The organism is Streptomyces sp. NBC_00820 (genome assembly GCF_036347055.1).
Taxonomy (GTDB): Bacteria; Actinomycetota; Actinomycetes; order Streptomycetales; family Streptomycetaceae; genus Streptomyces.
Map to the genome: position 1 here is coordinate 7,684,837 of NZ_CP108882.1, position 18,041 is coordinate 7,702,877.

Sequence of the window (18,041 nt, forward strand, 5' to 3'; positions counted from 1 at the left end):
CCCGATGATCCGCTTTATGGCCAGTCGCGAGCCGTCTGGCGAGGGTAGTTTGACCGACATAGTCTGATCTAAAGCTCCATATACAGATATGGGGTCATGCCCGGACGGCGGAAGGGTGAGAGCCTTGAGCACCACCGAAGACGACAAGCGGGTCATCGAAGCAGAGGACGAGCTCGAGCCTCAAGTGGGTCCCCGCCCGGAGGGTTTCCCGCACTTCCACCCGTACCACCACCCCGCCGCCGGCTGGGGTGCTGCCAAGGCCGTGACCAAGTTCCTGCTGCGCGAGGGCGAGTTCTTGGACGGGCCGCGAGCGATGTTCAAGATGAACCACGAGGACGGCGGCTTCGACTGTCCCGGCTGCGCGTGGCCGGACGACATGAAGGGCCTCAAGCTCGACATCTGCGAGAACGGCACCAAGCACGTCATGTGGGAGATGACCCACAAGCGTGCCACCCCCGAACTCTTCGCCCGCCACACGGTGAGCGAGATGTACGAGTGGAGCGACTTCAAGCTGGAGGACCAGGGCCGGCTCACGCACCCGATGGTGTACGACCCGGACACGGACCACTACGTCCCGATCAGCTGGCACGCCGCGTTCGAGATGATCGGGAAGGCCATCCGCGGGCTGGAGAGCCCGAATCAGGCCTCCTACTACACGTCGGGCCGCCTCGGTAACGAGGCCACCTTCCTGTACCAGCTCATGATCCGCGAGCTGGGCACGAACAACATGCCCGACTGCTCCAACATGTGCCACGAGGCCAGCGGCCGCGCGCTCCAGGCGGCACTGGGCACCGGCAAGGGCACGGTGGACCTCAAGGACTGGGAGGCCACGGACGCGCTGTTCATCATGGGCGTGAACGCGGCCTCCAACGCCCCCCGGATGCTCACCTCCCTGGTCGAGGCGTACCACCGCGGCGCCCAGATCGTGCACATCAACCCGTTCATCGAGGCGGGTGCGACGCGTGCGCTCATCCCGCACGACATCGTCGACATGGCCACCTTCCACTCGACCCCGGTCAGCACCCTGAACCTCCAGGTGCGCGTCGGCGGCGACATGGCGCTGATCCGCGGCATGGCGAAGGCCGTACTGGAGCAGTCGAAGAACGACCCCAGGGCCCTGGACCGCGAGTTCATCGAGCGGCACACCCATGGGTTCGAGGAGTACCGGGCGGTGTGCGAGGCCACCGAGTGGTCCGACATCGAGCGCCAGTCCGGGCTCAGCCGCGCCGACATCCTCAAGGCGGCCCGCATCTACACCGACGCCGACCGCAGCATCTTCAGCTGGTGCCTGGGCGTCACCCAGCACGAGCACGGTGTGAGCACGATCCGGGAGATCGTCAACCTCCTGCTGCTGCGCGGCAACCTGGGGCGCGAGGGAGCGGGACCGTCCCCCGTGCGCGGGCACAGCAACGTGCAGGGCAACCGCACGTGCGGCATCGACAACCACCCGCCCGAGCAGTTCCTGCAGCGCCTCGACGAGGCCTGCAACATCACCTCGCCGCGTGAGTTCGGCCTGGACACCATCGGCACCCTCCAGGCGATGAACCGCGGGGACGTGAAGGTGTTCGTCGGCATGGGCGGCAACTTCGCCCTCGCCGTCCCGGACTCCGCCTTCTCCTACGAGGCGATCCGCAACTGCGAACTCACCGTCCAGGTGAGCACGAAGCTCAACCGCAGCCACGTCGTGCACGGCAAGCAGGCCCTCATCCTGCCGTGCCTCGGCCGCACCGAGAAGGACCACCAGCAGCAGGGCATCCAGTCCACCTCGGTCGAGGACTCCATGAGCATGGTGCACCTCTCCGTCGGCATGAAGCGCCCGGCCTCCAAGTACCTGCTGTCGGAGCCCGCCATCGTCTCCGGCATCGCGCGCGCCGCCCTGCCCACCAGTGCCACCCCCTGGGAGTGGTACATCGAGGACTACGACCGCATCCGCGACACCATGTCGCGAGCCCTCGACGGGTTCGAGGACTTCAACCGCCGGGTGCGGCTGCCGCTGGGCTTCCGCATCAAGCAGCCCGCCCGCGAGCTGGTCTTCTACACCAAGACCGGCAAGGCGGAGTTCTCCGCCGGTCCGCTGCCCGACGTCGTCCCCGAGCCGGGCATGCTGGCGCTGGGCACCATGCGGTCCCACGACCAGTGGAACACCACGATCTACTCCGACGACGACCGCTACCGCGGCGTCAAGAACCTGCGCACGCTCGTCTTCATGAACGTGGACGACATGCGTGAGCGGGGCATCTCGGAGTTCGACCCGGTCAACATCGTCAGTACGGCCAGGGACGGCAGCCACCGTTACCTGGAGGACTACCTGGCCATCCCGTACGACATGCCCAAGGGCTGTGCGGCCGGCTACATGCCCGAGATGAACGTGCTGTGCGCGCTGTGCGACTACAGCACCGAGAGCGACCAGCCGATCATGAAGCACGTCAAGGTCCACATCACGGCCGCCACCTGAGCGGCACAGACCCTATCCGCCGACGGGCAGGCCCCCCTTCCGAGGGGGGCCTGCCCCTTTGTCCGCAGGGCCTCGGCCCCTGTGGTGGGTGCGATGCCGCCCACTCGGCCCGGCCGCAGGGCCTCGGCCCCTGTGGTGGGTGCGATGCCGCCCACTCGGCCCGGCCGCAGGGCCGTGAGTGCTCGGCCGCAGGGCCGTGAGACGCCCACGCCACGCCTGCCCCGTCCCCGGACGGTGGAAAGGCTCGCGCCCGCCCCGTCCCCGGGCAGCGGAAAGGCCCGCGCCCTCCCCGCCGGGTGGCAGGGAGGGCGCGGGCGCTGAGCGCGGCCGGAGTCGGGCGAGAGGTCAGTGACCGCCCGCCGGGATGTGATGGACGGCGATGCGCCGGCTGAAGACCCAGTACGTCCAGGCCTGGTAGATCACGATCAGCGGCGCGAAGATGGCCGCGACGACGGTCATCACCGTGAGGGTGTAGGACCCGGAGGAGGAGTTGCTCACCGTCAGCGACCAGTTGGGGTTGAGCGTCGACGGCATGACCTCCGGGAACAGGGTCAGGAACAGCATGGCGAACGTCGCCACGACGGTCAGGGCGGAGAAGATGAACGCCCAGCCCTCACGGCCCAGCTGGTTGAAGAACATCGCCACGACCAGCGCCACGAACGCGACGACCATCACGCCCAGGCTCTGGCCGTTGCCCGAGTTGGACTGCGTCCACAGCAGGAAGGCGAGCATCAGCAGCAGCGCCACCAGGCCCAGCGCGGGTGCCATCTTCCGGGCACGCTCGCGGATCTCACCGTCCGTCTTCAGCGCCGCGAAGATCGCGCCATGGCAGGTGAACAGCACCAGCGTCATGAAGCCGCCGAGGATCGCGTACCCGTTGAACAGGTCGCCGGGGGTGCCCACGTACGACTTGGCGCGGTCGATCGCGATCCCACGGACCATGTTGGCGAAGATCACGCCCCACATGAACGCGAGGATCAGCGACGTCCAGAAGGTGACCTGTTCCCAGCTGCGCTGCCAGAGGTGGCTCGACCGTTTGCCCCGGAACTCGAACGACACGCCCCGGGCGATCAGACAGATGATGATGATCAGCAGGGGGATGTAGAAGCCGCTGAACATCGTGGCGTACCAGTCCGGGAAGGCCGCGAAGGTCGCGCCCGCGGCCGCGACCACCCAGACCTCGTTGCCGTCCCAGACCGGCGCGATCGTGTTGATGAGGACGCGCCGTTCGGTGTCGTTGCGGGCGAGGAGCTGCGTGAGGACGCCGATGCCGAAGTCGAACCCCTCGAGGAAGAAGTACCCGACCCACAGGAGGGCGATCAGGATGAACCACAGATCGTGGAGGTGCATGGAGATCCGTCCTCAGTAGGCGATGGAGAGGGGCTTGTCGTGCTCCTCCGGGGAGATGCGCAGGGTGGGATCCTTGGCGGGCGGTCTCTCGTCGACCTTCGGGCCGGGTTTGGCGTACTTGATCATGAGGCCCACCTCGACCACCGCGAGGATCGCGTAGAGCACGCTGAGTGCGACCAGCGAACCGACCTGGGTGCCCACGCTGACGTTGGGGGACACCGCGTCCGCCGTCTTCTTGAGGTGGAAGACCACCCAGGGCTGACGGCCCATCTCGGTGAAGATCCAGCCGAAGCTGTTGGCGAGGAGCGGGAAGCCCAGGGTGAGCATGGCGATGCGCCAGCTCCACTTGGTGAAGAAGTCGTTGATCCGGATCTTGTTGGTGATCATCAGGTTCGGCGGCTCGTCCTCACCCGTGCGGTACGCGCGGTCCACCCAGAATTTCTTCCGGGTGAGCCACAGGCCGATCAGGCCGATGGTGAAGCTGGTCATCCCGAAGAAGATCATGAGGCGGAAGCCCCAGTACGTCATGAAGATGTTCGGGATGTACTCGTCGCGGGTGCCGCCGAACAGGCGAACCTGCTCATCGGCCCGGTTGTTGATGCCGGGGACGGCGGAGTGGAAGTCGCTCTTGGCGAGGAAGGACAGCGCACCGGGGATCTCCAGCGCGACGTCGTTACGGCCCTTGCCGACGTCGCCGACCGAGAAGATCGAGAACGGGGCGGGGGCCTGGGTGTCCCAGAGCGCCTCGGCGGCGGCCATCTTCATCGGCTGCTGCTCGAACATGACCTTGGCCAGACGGTCGCCGCTGAGCGCGGTGAGGATGCCGGCGATGGCCGTGACGATCAGGGCGCACCGCAGCGAGGCACGCATGGCGGCGATCCGCTTGCGGTCGGTGTCCCTGCCGCGCTTGGCCCGCCACAGGTGGTAGGCGGCGATGCCCATCACGAAGGCGCCACCGGTGATGAACGCCGCGGTCAGGGTGTGGAAGACCTGCACCAGCGTGGTGTTCTGGAACAGCACGCGCCAGATGTCGGTGAGCCGCGCCCTGCCGCTGGCGTCGATCCGGTAGCCGACCGGGTGCTGCATGAAGGAGTTGGCCGCAAGGATGAAGTACGCGGACAGCAGGCTGCCGATGGTGACGATCCAGATGGTCGCGAGATGCACCTTCTTCGGAAGTCTGTTCCAGCCGAAGATCCACAGGCCGATGAACACGGACTCGAAGAAGAAGGCGATCAGCGCCTCCATCGCCAGCGGGGCGCCGAAGACGTCACCGACGAAGCGCGAGTAGTTCGACCAGTTCATGCCGAACTGGAACTCCTGGAGGAGACCTGTGACGACACCCATCGCGATGTTGATCAGCAGGAGCGTCCCCCAGAACTTGGTGGCGTGGAAGTACTTCTCCTTCCCCGTCCGGACCCAGGCTGTCTCCAGCCCCGCGACGATGCCTCCGAGGCCGATGCTGAGCGGGACGAAGAGGAAGTGGTAGACGGTGGTCACACCGAACTGCCATCGGGCGATGGTCTCGTGAGCGATTGCTAGTTCCACTACGTCCTTCTCTCGCTCGATCCAGCCGCATTTCGGATAAAAGCTATCTCTTATGCATAGGTGCGGCGACTCAGGCAAATCAGGAGCAGGGCCGTTCGGGTGAGCGGCGGGCTCCGCCGTCCGCGTCGGCCAGGCGCCGGTACGGAGAGCCTCGCAAATGGGACCCTAATCAGTACTTTTGGTGTGCATGTGCGACCTGTGATGATAAATGAGGTCTGAAATACGCCGGAACAATTCCTTCTTGTATTCGCGCGGGTCGGCGACTTCGGATGCCGTCCGGGGCCGGTGCGGCTTGGTTCCTGCCTCGCCCCCCAGGAGGTGCGGTCGGTTGTTTGAAAGGCCGGCCCGTTCACCGGCAGACTCAGGACCATGAGATCCACGACGCCGCCCGGCCGGACAAGCACCGACGCGACCGGCGCCGCCCACGCGACCGACGCCGCCCACGTGACCGACGCCGCCCACGTGACCGATGCCGCCCACGTGACCGGTGCGGCCGGGGCCACCCGTTCAGGCGGCCTCCCGCTGGACACCGCGTCATGACGTCCGCCGTCGTCGTGGGCGGCGGCCCCAATGGGCTCGCCGCCGCGGCCCTGCTGGCGAAAGCGGGGCTGAGCGTCACCCTCCTGGAGGCCGCCGACGAGGTCGGCGGCGGCACCCGCAGCTACGAGGCCCTCGTCCCCGGACTCCTGCACGACCACTGCTCGGCCATCCACCCCCTCGCCGTCACCTCACCCGCGCTGCGCGCACTGGACCTGGAACAGCACGGCCTGCGCTGGCGGTCGGCGGACATCGACTGCGTGCACCCGCTCGACGACGGCACCGCCGGCGTCCTGCTGCGCTCCGTCGAGGAGACGGCCCGCATGCTGGGAGCGGACGGCGGCCGCTACCGGGCACTCCTCGGACCGTCGGTGCGTGACTGGGACGCGCTGGCCCAGGACACCATGGGTCCTCTGCTGCGCGTCCCGGCGCATCCGCTGCTGCTCGCACGCTTCGGCCTGCCCACCACCCTGCCCGCGGCCGCGCTCGCCCGCCTCTTCACCACCCCCCAGGCCAGGGCCCTGTGGGGCGGCGTCGCGGCACACGCGTTCCGCCCGCTGTCCCGGCCCCTCACCTCCGCGATCGGACTCGGCATCCTCACCGCCGGTCACGCCGCCGGATGGGCCGTCGCCGAGGGCGGCTCCCAGGCCATCGCCGACAGCATGGAAAGCGTGCTCCGCAAGCACGGCGGCACCGTCCGCACCGGCGTCCGCGTCACCGACCACCGGCAGATCCCGCCCGCCGACGTCACCCTGCTCGACCTCGACCCCGGTCAGGTCGCCGGCATCTACGGCGACCGGCTGCCCGCGCGGGTGCGGAGCGCCTACCGGCGTTTCCGCCGCGGCCCCGCTGCCTTCAAGGTCGACCTGGCGGTCGAGGGCGGCGTGCCCTGGACCAACGAACACGCGCGGCGGGCCGGCACCGTGCACCTCGGTGGCACGTTCGCCGAGATCGCGCGGGCGGAGAAGGACGTGACGGCCGGACGCATGCCTGAGCGCCCCTTCGTCCTGGTCGGCCAGCAGTACCTGGCAGACCCGTCCCGGTCGGCCGGCGACGTGCACCCCGTCTGGGCGTACGCCCACGTCCCCCACGGCTACGACCAGGACGCGACGGAGGCGATCCTTCGCCAGCTGGAGCGGTTCGCCCCCGGCGTCCGCGAGCGGATCGTGGGCCGTCAGGTCACCCGCCCCGCGGACTTCGCCGCCGCCAACCCCAACTTCGCCGGGGGCGACATCCTCACCGGGGCCAAGACCGCTTTCCAGCTCGTACTCGGCCCCCGTGCCGCGCTCGATCCGTACTCCACCGGTCTCCCCGGCGTGTTCCTGTGCTCGGCGGCCACCCCGCCCGGTCCCGGCGCCCACGGCATGTGCGGAGCCGGAGCGGCGGCATCCGCGCTGCGTCACCTGGGCATCCGGGCGGCCTGAGCGGACGCGGGGACAGAGGGCGGCCTGGCGCGGCGAGGGCCGCCCTCGCGGCATGCCGGCGGCCGGCGGGGAGCCGAGGCGGACGGGGGCCGAGGCGAGCAGGGAGCCGAGGTGGGTGGGCGTCGGGCGGGCCGTCGGCAGATCCGAGGCAGACGTCGGGCAGGCCGTCGTACGGACATCGGGTGAGCGTCGGGTGGGCCGTCGGGCGGGCTGTCGGGCGGCCGTCGCGGGTGTGCGTCCCGGCGGTCACGGAGCGGCCGAATCCGCCCGGTTCGCCGCTGACACCCCCCGATATGCTGCTGTTTTTCCTGGACCGCCCATTCGCGCCCGCCTTGGAAGGACACCCCGTTGGAGTTCCGGTTGCTCGGCACCGTCTCCGTCGACACGCGCCGCGGACCGCTGCCGCTCGGCCCCGCCAAACGCCGCAGTCTGCTCGCCGCGCTGCTGCTGTCGGCCAACACGCCCGTCTCGATCAACCGGCTGACGGCCTGCCTCTGGGACGACGTGCCGCCCAGCCAGGCCCGGAGCGTCATCCAGGGGCACGTGTCCCGGCTGCGCGCCCTGCTGGCGGAGGGAGACGCGGAGGCGTACGGGGTGGAACTGCGGACCATCGGCGACGCGTACGCGCTCCGGCTGCCGGAGACCCTGCTCGACGCCCAGCGGTTCGAGGAGCTGCTGACGCTGGCGCGTGAGCAGCGTGACCCCGGCGACGCCGCGCTCATGTACCTGGACGCACTCGCCCTGTGGAAGGGACCCGCCCTGGCCGGCGCGTTCGCGGGCCCGCCGCTCCAGGCCGCGGCACACTCCCTGGAGGAGTCACGGCTGTCCGCCGTGGAGCAACTGGCGCGCGCGTACGGCAGGCTGGGCGAGCACCACCGGGCCGCCGCGGTGCTGCGGACCGAGGCCGTCGCGCACCCGCTGCGGGAGTCGCTGTCGGCCGCGCTGATGACAGCGCTCTACCAGGCGGGCCGCCAGTCCGAGGCGCTGGACTGGTTCCATCGCACGCGGCGGCTCCTCGCCGACGAACTGGGTATCGACCCCGGACGCGAGCTCGCCGACGCGTACGGGCTGATCCTGCGCGGCGACCCGGTACCGGGCGGCACGGCCCCGGCCCATCTCGCCAACCCGGCCGTCCAGCCCACCGCGACGGTCTTGGCCACTCAGGCCACTCAAGTAACCCACACCTCTCAGGGCACCCCGGTCACTCAAGCCGCCCAGGCCGCCCAGGTCACCCACGCCTCTCAGGCCACTGTGGCCACCCAGGCCTCAACGGGCCGCCTCGACGGGCAGCCTGCCTCGCCATCCACCACCCTCGCGGCCCCCGCGGCTTCCTCGGTCCCCGCCGCCCCCGCCGCACCCCCACGCCCCGTCCCGCTCCCGGCCCTGATTCCCGCCGGCCCGCGCCCCGCCGACCTGCTGCCCCGCGCGCCGCGCGGATTCCACGGGCGCACGGCCGAGTTGGCCGCGCTCGGGCGGGCCGCGGCCGGAGAGGCGCCGGTGTGCCTGGTGACCGGGCCGGCGGGCGTGGGCAAGACCGCGCTCGCCCTGTGGTGGGCGCACCGCAACGAGGACGCGTTCCCGGACGGCCGGCTCTTCGCCGACCTGCACGGCTTCAGCGACACCGGCGAGCCGCCCGTGACCGAGGTGCTGCGTGAATTCCTGCTGGCCCTGGACGTGCCGGCGCGCCGTGTGCCCGAGTCGGCGTCCGCCGCCGCGGCGCTGTTCCGCTCCCTCACCGACCGGCTGCGGCTGCTGGTCGTCCTCGACAACGCGCGCGACTCCGCCACCGTTCGCGCCCTGCTGCCCGGCGGGGCCGACTGCGTCACCGTCGTCACCAGCAGGAACCGGCTCGAAGGCCTCATCGCTTCGGACGCGGCCCGCCCCGTACCGCTCGACACGCTCGACGCGCAGGACGGCACCGCGCTGCTCGCGGGCGTCCTCGGCGAGGAACGCGTCCTCGGCGAACCCGTCGCCGCCCGCAGGCTCGCCGAACTGTGCGGCGGACTCCCGCTCGCCCTGAGGGTCACTGCCGCACGCCTGGCCGGCCGGCCGCAGTGGACGCTCGCCGGACTCGCCGACGAACTCGCCGACGAGCGCGGACGGCTGGCCTATCTCGACATCGACGACACCGGGGTCCCGGCCGCGCTGCGGCTCACCGTGCAGCAACTGCCGAGCGACGCCGTCCACCACTTCGCCCGGCTCGGCCATCACCCCGGCACCCACTTCGACCCCTACACCGCCGCCGCACTGGCCGGTACCGACCCGGTCACGGCCGCGGCCGCCCTGGAGCGGCTCGGCGCCGCGCACCTCGTCACCGAGACCGCCCCCGGCCGCTGGGAACTGCACGATCTCGTACGGCTCTACGCGAGGGGCATCGACCCGGCCGCCGGCCCCGCTGCCCTGCTCGGGGTCCTGGACCACTACATCGCCACCGCCCTCGCCGCCACCGACACCGCGGAACCCGGCGGCGAGCCCTGCTTCTCCCTGCCCGCGCACTACCGACGCCCGGCCGCCGTAAGGGACTTCACGGACCGCGCGCAGGCCATGCGCTGGCTGGCCGTCGAACGGGAGGACCTGGCGCGTGCCGTGTCCGCCGCGCGGGCCGCCGGGCGCGACGACCGGGCCTGGCGGATCATCCTGCTCCAGTGGCCCCAGGTGGTGTGGCGGGTGCGGGACAACTGGGTGCCGCTGCTGCGGACCGCGCTCGACTGCGCCCTCGCCGAGCAGGACCCGTACGCCGAGGCGCGGGTGCGCACCCTGCTCGGCTGGGTGCTCGGCGAGGAGGGCATGCTCGCCGACGCCGTCGAACTGCTGACGCCGTCCCCGGACCTCGCCCGGCGGGCCGGTGACCGGCTCGGCGAGGCCACCGCGCTGATCAACCTCGCTGTCGTCCAGGCTGCGCAGGGCGCGCTCGACGCCGCGCTGGACGGCTGTACCCGCGCCGTCGACCTGGCCCGCGAGGAGAAGGACGCGCACACCGAGATGCTGGCCCTTCAGCACCTCGCCCGCGTCCAGCTGACCGCCGGCCGCCCGGCGGAGGCCCTGCACGTGGCACACCGCGCGCTCGACCTCGGGCCCGAGCACGAGCAGGCCGCGCGCAGATCCCTGCTGCTGACCGTCTCCGGTGAGGCCCGGCTCGCGCTCGGCGAAGAGGCCGAGGGCATCCGGCTGCTGGACCGAGCCGCCGAGGAGGCGGAGCGGGCGGGGTACGACGAGGGCGCCGTACAGGCCCTCGGAGCGCTGCTGCGGGTGAGCGCGCGGGCCGACCTCCGCAGACGGTACGAGGACGCCGTACGGCGGCTCGCCGCGGACGACCTGTAGGGCGGGCGCGCCGACGGGGTCCAGGAGTGCGCCGGGCGACGTCAGCGAAACGTCAGCGGGACATCACCGGAACGTGAGCGGCACCGCCGAGACTCGACATGTCAGCAGGTCAGAGCACGGCCGACGACCCGACCGGTCGTCGTCGTACCGCACACACGGGGGAAATCTCCATGAACGCATCGCGTCAGCGCGCCACCTTCCTCGCCGCCACCACGGCGGCCCTCGCCCTCTCCCTGACCGCCTGTCAGGACGGCACCGGCGCCAAGTCCGAGGGGTCCACCGGCGCGTCGGTCTCCGTCTCGGCCTCGGCGGCCGCGCAGGCGTCCGGTTCGGGCGGAAGCAAGGGCACCACGATCGGCAGCGGGCAGAAGGCGTCGGGCTCGACGGGTTCCACCGGCTCCAGCGGCTCCACGGGCACGTCCGGCTCCGGCACGTCGTCCGGCTCCGGCTCCTCCGCCTCCGCCGCCGCGTGCACGTCGAAGGACGTCAAGGTCACCGCCGAGAAGCAGGACGGTCCGCCGTACACCCACATCGTCCTGACGGCGAAGAACGTCTCCGGCCACAGCTGCCGGATGGCGGGCTTCCCGCGGATCCAGTTCCTGGAGAGCCACAAGCAGGACGTGCCGGCCGTCGCCAAGAGCAAGCCGGGCGTCCCCACGGTGATCGCCCCCGGCGCCCCCGCCTACGCCGCGGTCAAGCTGTCCGACGGCGGCCGGGAGGAGAACGGCGAGCCGGTGTCGGCGTTCTCCGTCTGGCTCGAGGGTGCCGCTGACACGGACTCGATCACCGTCGACTCCTCGGCCGGCGGCGGTCTCTTCGTCGACCCGGCCAAGGCGCTCACCGGCTACTGGACGACCGAACTGCGCAACGGAGCCGACGAGTTCTGACCGGTACCGCCGACGCTCCACCCCGGTCGCGGCCTCGCCCGCGCGACCGGGGCGTTGCCGGGAGAGGAAGATCACCTCAGGTGGTGTGGTCTTGGCCATGCCTGCGGCACGCGGTACCTTCGGTTCGATATCGACGACGGCGAGTCGGAAGCCGGTGAGAACCCGGCACGGTCGCGCCACTGTGTGCGAACGGTCCTCGGGGCCGTTCGTGAGTCAGACCCGTGGCCGTCGTCCTGTGCACCACCGAGATGGGACGCGAACTCCCGTAGGAGGTCCTGCCATGGCGCAGACCGTCGCCCAGCCGACAGCCACCACTCCCGTCGTACCCGCCACGCTGCCGCTGAAGGCGATAGCTCCCTGGGCGGTCTTCTTCGGCATCCTGATGATGATCCTGCTGTACTTCGTCGGCGCCGAGCAGGGCGCCACCTCCGTGTTCAACGGCATGGACGTCCACGAGTGGGTGCACGACGCCCGCCACCTGCTCGGCTTCCCCTGCCACTGACGCGAGGGGCGCCGCGCATCCATGAACTCCGCAACCGTACGCAACCTTCTCGTACGGGGCATGCTCGCCGGCCTGGCCGCCGGCGTGCTCGCCCTGATCGTGGCCTACTTCCTCGGTGAACCGAGCGTGGACAGCGCGATCGGCTTCGAGGAGGCCCACTCCCACGAGCACGAGATGGAAGTCGTCTCCCGCTCCCTGCAGTCCACCGCCGGCCTCGCCACGGGCGTTCTCGTCTACGGGGTCGCCTTCGGCGGCATCGCCGCACTCGCCTTCTGCGTCGCCCTCGGCCGCGTCGGCCGCATCGGCGCGCGCGCGACCGCGCTGCTGCTGTCCGGCTCCGCGCTGCTCGCGGTCTACGTCGTACCGTTCTTGAAGTACCCGGCCAATCCGCCGTCCGTCGGCGACCCCGGCACCATCGGCAAGCGGACCACCCTGTACTTCCTGATGATGCTCCTCAGCGTGCTGCTGGCGGTCGGCGCGACCATCCTGGGCAAGCGGCTCGCACCCCGGCTGGGTACCTGGTACGCCACCGTCGTGGCCGTGACCGCCTTCGTCGTGTCGATCGGGCTGGCCTACGCGTTCCTGCCCGTCATCAACGAGGTGCCGAGGGACTTCCCGGCCGCCCTGCTGTGGCGCTTCCGGCTGTCCGCGCTGGCCATCCAGGCCGTGCTCTGGGGCGGGTTCGGCCTGCTCTTCGGCGAACTGGCCGAACGGCAGCTCAACCCGAAGCCGCAGCCCACGGCGAGCGGGACGACGGAAGCGGTTCCGGCCGCGCGCTGACGGGCCGGGCTCCTCGGGTACCCCGCACTCCGGGGCCCCCGGGAGCAACTACCGGCCACGAGAGGGCCCTTAGGATCCGTCCGGGGCCCTCTCGTCGTCCAAGTGGCCGGTGGACGAACGAAATCGCTGGCCAGGACGGTACGCCTGTGGCAGCGTCCCCGCCATGACCGCCATGGACAGCATCCTGATCACGCCGCTCGCCGAGCGTCCCTCGCTGATCTCCCGGGTCTACGAGATCACCGACACCTGGCCGGTGTTCACCCCGCACGATCCGGTCGCGGGCGCGTTGCTGAGCCGGGTGGCCGAGGACTTCCCCCACTACTGCGTGGTGGCGACGGACGGCGACCGAGTCGTGGCACGCGGGCTGAGCGTCCCGTTCAACGCCGGGCTCGAGGGCCGTGAGGAGATGCCGGACCGGGGCTGGGACCAGGTGCTCGTGTGGGCGTTCCGTGACCGGCGGCACGGGCGTCCGACCACCACGGCAAGCGCGTTGGAGATCACGATCGACACCGAGTACCTGGGCCGCGGTCTGGCCCACCGGATGCTGGCCGCACTGCGGGACGCCGTCGGCGGGGAGGGCCACGACGGACTGCCGGCCCCGGTCCGCCCCACGGCCAAGCACCTCGAACCGCGCGTCGCCATGGCCGAGTACATCCGCCGACGGCGCGACGACGGGCTGCCGGCCGACCCGTGGCTGCGCGTGCACGTCAAGGCCGGCGGCACCATCGAGAAGGTCGCCCCGGCGTCGATGACGGTCAGCGCCTCCCTCGCCCAGTGGCGACGATGGACCGGCCTGACCTTCGAGAGCGACGGCCTCGTCGACGTACCCGGCGCCCTCGTCCCGGTGCACTGCGCCACCGCGCACGACCACGCGGTCTACGTCGAACCCAATGTGTGGGTCCGCCACCGCTGGCCGGTCACAGCGGGCTGCCGAGCCGCACGTTCCAGCGGGCGGCGCGACCGCTGAGTTCGGTCGCCGTCAGCGGTGGCACGTCGAGACGCCAGAACGCCGCGGCGGGGATGCCCAGTGCGTGGACGACGGCCGCCCGTACGATCTCCGGCTCGACCACGGCGACCGTACGGCCGGGCACCTGAGCGGCCGACTCCAGCCAGCCCCCGACACGTGCGCACACGTCCTCGACCGACTCCCCGCCGTGGGGCGCGCCGGAGGGGTCCGCGAGCCAGCGGGCCACCGCCTCCGGTTCGGCGGCACCGACCTCGTCGAGCGTACGGCCCCGCCAGCGCCCCACGTCCAGCGGCGCCAACTCCGGTGCGTCCAAGCCGTGCAGGCCGAGTTCCGCGGCCGTCTCCCGGCAGCGTGCGCTGGGGGAGATGAGGGTGCGGACGGCCCCGGGCAGCGATCCCGCGGCCGCCCGGGCCCGGGCAGCTCCGCGCTCGTCGACGGAGCCGCCGCCCCCGAAGCGGGCCTCGCGCAGTTCGGGGCTCGTCGCGGGCGAGACGAGGACGACACGGGTGGTCACGGGGGTGGTTCTCCTGCGCTCTCGGTGGCTACGAGGGTGGCTGCGACGGCATGTTCGTGAACCTAGCATCCGGGGAGTCGGGGGAGTCGGGGGAGTCGGGGGAGTCGGGGGAGTCCGGGGGAGTCCGGGCATCCGTGGCCGTCACGGTCACGGTCGCGGGCTCGGTGATCGGGGGATCGGCGACCGGGGGTGCCGAACTCCGCCCGTATCAGGGGCGTTACGCCCATCTCGCGAGAACGCCGGACGGACGAGGCCGAGGAGCGGTACGAGGAACTCTCGCACCGGTACGACGAACTGCTGGAGAAGTCCACGCAGCCCGATCCGCCCCACGGCGACGGACAGCACCCGAAGACCTCCTGAACGGGACCGCCGGGCACGTCCGGTGAGGTGACGTTCGCGGCCGCACAGACCGCCGTGACCGGAGACGGCCCCGGCGGCGCGTGCCCCGTCAGCCGTCGTGCCGCTCGAGCACCTCCCACGGCGTCCTGCTCGCGTACCAGCCGTCGACGCGCGGCCCGAACAGGTCGGGCGGCCAGCCCGCCGTCTGTACGGCCGCGTCGTAGACGGCTTCGCCGAACTTCACGATCGCCCGGTGCGGGTCCGGCAGCCGCCTCAGGTTGTCCCACGGCAGGAGCGCCAGGCCGGCCTCGGGATACCAGTTCGCGCCCTCCACGCCCCAGGACCGGCCCTCCAGGCCGTCCGGCTGGGGCCAGATGTAGGCGTACATCCCGATCTCCGGCGCGTCGGCGTTGTTGAACCTGGTGTTGTCGAAGGAGAAGCCCACCGACACATAGGCGTTGAGCTGGGCGTTCTGCATGAACGGCGGCCTCTGCGGCGGGGGCGCGGTGTGCTGCGCCCGGAACCGTGTCGCGGACAGGTCGAACCCGCCCCACATCACCCCGACCCGCGGGCGGTGCCCCAGGAAGGGGGCCTGCCACGCCTCGAGTCCGGCCGCGGCGAGGTTCATCGCCTGCCAGATCCGACGGGCCGCGTCCGGATCCCAGGTCCGCTTCGCGGTGTCCGCCTCGAAGGTCGGCGGGGCGTCCGGGATCTCGCAGATCAGCGAGCTGCGCGGTCTGCTGATGCCGAGCTCGGCCGCCGTCTCGCAGTAAGCGGCGTAGAACGCGGCGACCGACTCCGCGTCCAGCGGCAGGCTCCGCGAGCCTTTATCGGTCTCGATGAGCACGTCCCCGTCCAGCAGACGGTAGTGCACCGAGAAGGTCACGTCGGGGTGCCGGAACGTCGGCGTTCTGAGCCCCCTGGGCGTGACCTCGAGAACGATGTTCCCCCAGCCGACTTCGAAGGGCTCGTCGAGGGTGTACTTGCCGGCGACCTGCGCCACGCGGTTCACGTAGTCGACCATGGGTTCCAGGTCCTTGTGGACCAGGACCGGCCACGGCTCGGGACGTTCGCTCACGGAAAGCCTCCCAGGGGTTCGGAGGGGATCTCAGCCGTGGGTGCCACGAGTCCGAGCCAGCTCCACGGTGCGGCGACGGCTCGCCCTGGGACACCGAAATGCGACCGGTTCCATTCTGGCACGCGGCTCGGGGAGCCGCCCGGCACGGACCATATGGTCTGCCCGAACGGGCACGCGCGCCGGACCGCCGGAGGCGGTGGGGGATGGGCCGGGGACGGACGAATCCGCCGGCTCGGCGGAGGCGCGGAAGGGGCGAGGGACGGACGATCTGCCGGATCCACGAGGGCGTGGAACGATGGTGAAACGGCACTCGACGGGTGCCCGGGACCTGTTGAGGCCACGACAGGAACGGTGAGAAGCGGGCCGCGCGACCGCCTCGGGCGGGAGCCGGCGGAATCCCTCAGCCGGCGAGTCGAGGAGGAATGCAGCATGGCCTCGTCCGAAACGCCCCCCACGGAGTCGTCCGCACCGTCGTCCGCGTCCTCGCCCGAACCGGCGGCGATGCAGTTCGGCATCTTCACCGTCGGTGACATCACCACGGACCCCACCACGGGGCACACGCCCAGCGAGGCGGAACGCATCCAGGACACCGTCGCCATCGCACGGAAGGTGGAGGAGGTCGGGCTGGACGTCTTCGCCACCGGCGAGCACCACAATCCGCCCTTCGTCCCGTCCTCGCCGACCACGCTGCTCGCCTACATCGCCGCGCAGACCGAGCGGATCATCCTCTCGACCTCGACCACGCTGATCACGACCAACGACCCGGTCAAGATCGCCGAAGACTTCAGCGTGCTCCAGCACCTGTCCGGCGGCCGTACGGACGTCATGCTCGGACGCGGCAACACCGGGCCCGTGTATCCCTGGTTCGGACAGGACATCCGCGACGCCATCCCGCTGACCGTCGAACACTACGGACTGCTGCGGCGGCTGTGGCGGGAGGAAGTGGTCGACTGGGAAGGTGAGTTCCGCAGCGCACTGCAGGGATTCACCCTGGCGCCCCGCCCGTTGGACGACATCCCGCCGTTCGTCTGGCACGCCTCCATCCGCACCCCCGAAGTGGCCGAACTGGCCGCCTACTTCGGGGACGGCTTCTTCGCCAACCACATCTTCTGGCCCTCCTCCCACACCAAGTCACTGGTGAGCCTGTTCCGCCGGCGCTTCGCGCACTACGGTCACGGCACACCGGAGCAGGCCGTCGTGGGCCTGGGCGGGCAGGTCTTCATCCGGCCCAACAGCCAGGACGCGGTGGACGAGTTCCGCCCCTACTTCGACAACGCGCCCGTCTACGGACACGGCCCGTCGCTGGAGGAGTTCACGGAACTGACCCCGCTGACGGTCGGGTCTCCGGCCCAGGTCATCGAGAAGACCCTGAGCTTCCGCGACTACGTCGGCGACTACCAGCGCCAGCTCTTCCTCGTCGACCACGCCGGCCTCCCCCTCAGGACCGTGCTCGAACAACTCGAACTTCTGGGCGGGGAAGTGGTGCCGGTGCTCCGCAAGGAGTTCGCCGTCGGCCGGCCGGCCGACGTCCCGCCGGCCCCGACCCACCAGACACTCCTGCGCGCCCGCCGCGAGGAGGAGACTGCACGGTCCGGTGAAAACACCGACGCCGATGCCACCAGCGGCAACAGCGGCAACAGCGAAGAGAATCCGGGAACACGATGAAGATCACCATCATCACCGGCGGCCTGCGCGAGCCGTCCTCGACACGGCTCCTCGCGGACCGGCTGGCAGCGGCCGTCGCCAAGGACCTCGAAGGACAGGGCGAGCCGGTCGAGTTGACGTTCGTGGAACTGCGCCCGCTGGCCCACGCCATCATGGACGCCATGCTGACGGGCTTCTCCGGCGAGCCCTTGGACGCGGCCTTCGAACAGGTCGCGGGCGCCGACGGCGTCATCGCCGTCACGCCCGCCTTCAACGCCTCCTTCAGCGGCCTGTTCAAGTCCTTCTTCGACGTCCTGCCCGAAGAGACCCTCGCCGACATGCCCGTCCTCATCGGCGCCACCGGGGGCACCGAGCGACACTCCCTCGTCCTCGAACACGCCCTGCGCCCGATGTTCTCCTACCTGCACGCCATCGTCTCCCCCCGCCCCGTCTACGCCGCCACCAGCGACTTCGGCGCCCAGACGGGCTCGGCACTGGGCAGCCGCATCACCGCCGCCGCCGCCGACTTCACCCGCCTCCTGCGCGCCTGCGGCCCCCGCGCACGCCGCGAACTGGTCGACGAGGACCTGGCTGCCATGCAGCGGCTGCTGAGCGACACCTGAAGCCCCGAGCCCCGAGCCCCGAGCCCCGAGCCCCGGGCCCGGTCCGCGGACGCCGGACCGTCGGCCGCGTTCGGC

Annotated in this window: 15 protein-coding genes; 11 read left to right on the forward strand and 4 right to left on the reverse strand. The window is 71.0% G+C overall.

What is annotated here, in order from left to right; genetic code table 11:
* The first annotated feature begins 154 nt into the window (after positions 1-154).
* Positions 155-2,455, forward strand: coding sequence for an FdhF/YdeP family oxidoreductase (locus tag OIB37_RS34250; protein ID WP_443058299.1), 2,301 nt, complete (start codon positions 155-157; stop codon positions 2,453-2,455).
* A 345-nt stretch (positions 2,456-2,800) separates the two neighbouring features.
* Here OIB37_RS34250 and cydB read toward each other — a convergent pair whose 3' ends face one another.
* A complete protein-coding gene (cydB, locus tag OIB37_RS34255) occupies positions 2,801-3,805 on the reverse strand; it encodes a cytochrome d ubiquinol oxidase subunit II (RefSeq protein WP_330461490.1) in 1,005 nt (334 codons plus the stop codon).
* Positions 3,806-3,817: 12 nt separating this feature from the next.
* The gene (locus OIB37_RS34260; protein WP_330461491.1) at positions 3,818-5,350 is read right to left on the reverse strand and encodes a cytochrome ubiquinol oxidase subunit I; all 1,533 of its coding nucleotides are present in this window, start codon (positions 5,348-5,350) and stop codon (positions 3,818-3,820) included.
* A gap of 369 nt (positions 5,351-5,719) precedes the next feature.
* Here OIB37_RS34260 and OIB37_RS34265 point away from each other — a divergent pair, with 369 nt between their 5' ends.
* From OIB37_RS34265 to OIB37_RS34295, 7 genes are all read left to right on the forward strand, one after another.
* On the forward strand, positions 5,720-5,890 hold the full coding sequence (locus tag OIB37_RS34265; protein WP_330461492.1) for a hypothetical protein: 171 nt from the start codon (positions 5,720-5,722) through the stop codon (positions 5,888-5,890).
* Positions 5,887-7,311, forward strand: a complete 1,425-nt coding sequence (locus OIB37_RS34270) for a phytoene desaturase family protein (RefSeq protein ID WP_330461493.1) — start codon at positions 5,887-5,889, stop codon at positions 7,309-7,311. The genes OIB37_RS34265 and OIB37_RS34270 overlap by 4 nt, the downstream gene beginning before the upstream one ends.
* A gap of 348 nt (positions 7,312-7,659) precedes the next feature.
* Complete coding sequence (locus tag OIB37_RS34275) at positions 7,660-10,632, forward strand: AfsR/SARP family transcriptional regulator (RefSeq protein ID WP_330461494.1); 2,973 nt, start codon at positions 7,660-7,662, stop codon at positions 10,630-10,632.
* A gap of 170 nt (positions 10,633-10,802) precedes the next feature.
* Positions 10,803-11,519 carry a DUF4232 domain-containing protein gene (locus OIB37_RS34280; protein ID WP_330461495.1) on the forward strand — a complete coding sequence of 239 codons (717 nt, stop codon included), beginning with the start codon at positions 10,803-10,805 and terminating at the stop codon, positions 11,517-11,519.
* A gap of 280 nt (positions 11,520-11,799) precedes the next feature.
* A complete protein-coding gene (locus tag OIB37_RS34285) occupies positions 11,800-12,021 on the forward strand; it encodes a CbtB domain-containing protein (protein ID WP_330461496.1) in 222 nt (73 codons plus the stop codon).
* A gap of 21 nt (positions 12,022-12,042) precedes the next feature.
* Entirely contained in the window at positions 12,043-12,801 is a 759-nt protein-coding gene (locus OIB37_RS34290) for a CbtA family protein (protein WP_330461497.1), read from the forward strand.
* Positions 12,802-12,964: 163 nt separating this feature from the next.
* The gene (locus tag OIB37_RS34295; RefSeq protein ID WP_330461498.1) at positions 12,965-13,768 is read left to right on the forward strand and encodes an N-acetyltransferase; all 804 of its coding nucleotides are present in this window, start codon (positions 12,965-12,967) and stop codon (positions 13,766-13,768) included.
* Here OIB37_RS34295 and OIB37_RS34300 read toward each other — a convergent pair.
* Entirely contained in the window at positions 13,719-14,282 is a 564-nt protein-coding gene (locus OIB37_RS34300; protein ID WP_330461499.1) for a histidine phosphatase family protein, read from the reverse strand. The two genes, OIB37_RS34295 and OIB37_RS34300, sit on opposite strands and share 50 nt — an antisense overlap.
* A 189-nt stretch (positions 14,283-14,471) precedes the next feature.
* Here OIB37_RS34300 and OIB37_RS34305 point away from each other — a divergent pair, with 189 nt between their 5' ends.
* Positions 14,472-14,642, forward strand: coding sequence for a hypothetical protein (locus tag OIB37_RS34305; protein ID WP_330461500.1), 171 nt, complete (start codon positions 14,472-14,474; stop codon positions 14,640-14,642).
* 88 nt (positions 14,643-14,730) lie between these two features.
* Here OIB37_RS34305 and OIB37_RS34310 read toward each other — a convergent pair whose 3' ends face one another.
* On the reverse strand, positions 14,731-15,699 hold the full coding sequence (locus OIB37_RS34310) for a DUF5996 family protein (RefSeq protein ID WP_330461501.1): 969 nt from the start codon (positions 15,697-15,699) through the stop codon (positions 14,731-14,733).
* Positions 15,700-16,200: 501 nt separating this feature from the next.
* Here OIB37_RS34310 and OIB37_RS34315 point away from each other — a divergent pair.
* Both OIB37_RS34315 and OIB37_RS34320 read left to right on the forward strand, forming a co-directional pair.
* On the forward strand, positions 16,201-17,364 hold the full coding sequence (locus tag OIB37_RS34315) for an LLM class flavin-dependent oxidoreductase (protein WP_330462079.1): 1,164 nt from the start codon (positions 16,201-16,203) through the stop codon (positions 17,362-17,364).
* Positions 17,361-17,966 (forward strand): CE1759 family FMN reductase, encoded by a 606-nt coding sequence (locus OIB37_RS34320; protein ID WP_330461502.1) that lies wholly within the window; start codon positions 17,361-17,363, stop codon positions 17,964-17,966. The genes OIB37_RS34315 and OIB37_RS34320 overlap by 4 nt, the downstream gene beginning before the upstream one ends.
* The last annotated feature ends 75 nt before the right edge of the window (positions 17,967-18,041 follow it).